The following is a 2,031-nucleotide window of genomic DNA, read 5'->3' as shown; positions in this document are numbered from 1 at the left end:
TGTACCAGTAAAGAAGGCAATTGTTGGTGCTTTTCTCTACCAACAATTTTACCTGTTAAAGACACGCAAGGCTGCCTATGCAAAGACTGTTTAATTGACAAAATTAACGCTGAGCTTGAGGTTTTGTATAAGACGAAAACAAACCAAGAACTTGTGCAGTTAGCCGCTAAATATCAAAACCAATTTCCTGTTGCAAAGCTTGATTATTACTTAAATGAAGAAGGTTTTAGGGTAATGACAAAGTGGGCACATTTAAAGCGAGGGTATTGTTGTGGGAATGGTTGTAAGCATTGCGCTTATTAAAATGAGTAGTGCACCAAACAATATGGTGCACTGGCAAAATTAACGGTAAAACGCTTCAACCGTACCTTTTGATTTAATTAACATTGGTTGACCAAAACGATCTAACGCTTTTGGTGCCGCTGTTTTAATCCAGCCTTCGCTAATGCAGTATTCTTCAACGTCTGAACGCTCTTTGCCGTTAAAGCGAATACCAATATCGTGCTTTAAGATTTCTTCCGCGTAAAACTTGCTGCGCGGGTTGATTGATAGGCGATCTGGTAATGTTGGTAATTCAGTTTTATCGTTCATATTTCTTTCTTAGTTAATCTCATTTAGATGATTGCGACATTGTAGGTAATTGGTGCAAAGCGCTCAATAGCAAAGCGTAATTTAATCGCTATCAAGTTAAGTTTCGTATAACCAAGAAATAAACCTTTACACAAAACAACTTGTTAGCAACTAATGATTACTTCTATAGTTATACCAATTCACTTAAGTAGCTGATCATCCTAGCGGACTAAATAACATGCTAACTGCGTTAGAATTTATCAATGTCGAACAACTACATAAGAAAAATTCCGCCTTGTTAACATTTCATTTATCCAGCGCTATCCCTGATCACATACTTAACAGAATTGGTATTAGATTAGCAAGCTATTCATTGCGGTTTTACTTTTTATAAGACGTAAGGGAGTTCGCGTATGGCAGTATCACTTAACAAAAATTGCATTTCGTTTTACTTATTAAAGCCTGAAACTTACCTGTTTGGTAAACACTATTTTATTCGTAAAAAAATTAAAGCTGCGGGTTTAAAAATCATTGGTAAGAAAAAGATAAACCTCACTTTTGCCGATTTAATGGCGCTTTATCCAAATGTAATGGCGCGCATTACCATGTCGTTAAGAGTTCCATTTTTAATGGATTTAGATATGTACTTTGTTGAAGGTGAAAACGTTGTTTCACGTTTAAATTCGCTGAAATACGATATTCGCCAAGAGTTATCTGGCGCTAAAATCGGCGGCTTTTTACATACCCCAGATAGCCCGCAAGAATTAAAGCAGCATCTCACTATTTTATTAAAAGAACATTCTCAAACTTAAATACCAAACAAAAAGAGCAGCCAAATGGCTGCTCTTTCAAAAAATAACCTTTTGTTATTTAAGCGGCATTATCTTCAATACCCACAATGATCCAAGGTGCATCTTGCGCTGATAAATTGCGCTCAAGGTGCCACACTTCATCAATTGGCTCTTCTTGTTTATCACCAAGGTCGCGGTACTTACCACGAAAACGTACACTAATTTCCCACAACATTGGTGATGTATTTGCACGCGCAAGCTCCGCGTCAATAAACATTACCTCTGTAGCAACTTCAGTTACCTCGGCACGTTCAGCTTTTAGCTCTGCTAATAACTGTTCACTCACGTATTCTGAGAACACATCAAAGTTATTGTCATTCCATGCTTTTTGTAGCGTGTGGTAGTGTTCACGGGCACCTTGTAAAAAGCCATTTAAGTCAAAGTTAATCGGCAAGTTCATTGGCACTGACTGACTTTGTCCAAACCCTTGCGACTGAAATTGTTGTGGTGCTTGGCTGGGTGTTTCAGCCTGACCCATTGGTGGCATTCCCGCATATTGCGCTTGGCTTTGTGCTTTTTTCACCATCATCATTTTAAATAGTTTAAATAACACAAAGGCAACCAAGGCAATAATAATGAAGTCCATAAACTGGAAGCCTTCAAAGTCGCC

The 2,031-nt window shown here is 38.0% G+C and carries 4 protein-coding genes; 2 read left to right on the top strand and 2 right to left on the bottom strand.

Annotation, left to right across the window (positions count from 1 at the left end):
* Positions 1-303, top strand: a 303-nt coding sequence (locus ABYD77_RS19030) for a DUF5522 domain-containing protein (RefSeq protein ID WP_372771661.1), incomplete at its 5' end; no start/stop codon positions are given.
* Between the two features lie 39 nt (positions 304-342).
* Here ABYD77_RS19030 and ABYD77_RS19025 read toward each other — a convergent pair.
* Positions 343-591, bottom strand: coding sequence for a DUF3297 family protein (locus ABYD77_RS19025; protein ID WP_372771660.1), 249 nt, complete (start codon positions 589-591; stop codon positions 343-345).
* A gap of 392 nt (positions 592-983) precedes the next feature.
* Here ABYD77_RS19025 and ABYD77_RS19020 point away from each other — a divergent pair, with 392 nt between their 5' ends.
* Positions 984-1,382, top strand: a complete 399-nt coding sequence (locus tag ABYD77_RS19020; RefSeq protein ID WP_372771659.1) for a hypothetical protein — start codon at positions 984-986, stop codon at positions 1,380-1,382.
* Positions 1,383-1,440: 58 nt separating this feature from the next.
* Here ABYD77_RS19020 and ABYD77_RS19015 read toward each other — a convergent pair.
* Positions 1,441-2,031, bottom strand: a 591-nt coding sequence (locus tag ABYD77_RS19015) for a Tim44 domain-containing protein (RefSeq protein WP_372771658.1), incomplete at its 5' end; no start/stop codon positions are given.

Origin of the sequence: Pseudoalteromonas sp. (genome assembly GCF_041629635.1) — a bacterium.
GTDB lineage: Bacteria > Pseudomonadota > Gammaproteobacteria > Enterobacterales > Alteromonadaceae > Pseudoalteromonas.
This window is presented reverse-complemented; position numbering and strand designations above follow the sequence as displayed.

Excerpts from the sequence above, each read along its gene's own strand:
- ABYD77_RS19020 (WP_372771659.1), top strand. The coding sequence starts at position 984 with ATGGCAGTATCACTTAACAAAAATTGCATTTCGTTTTACTTATTAAAG.
- ABYD77_RS19025 (WP_372771660.1), bottom strand. The coding sequence starts at position 591 with ATGAACGATAAAACTGAATTACCAACATTACCAGATCGCCTATCAATC.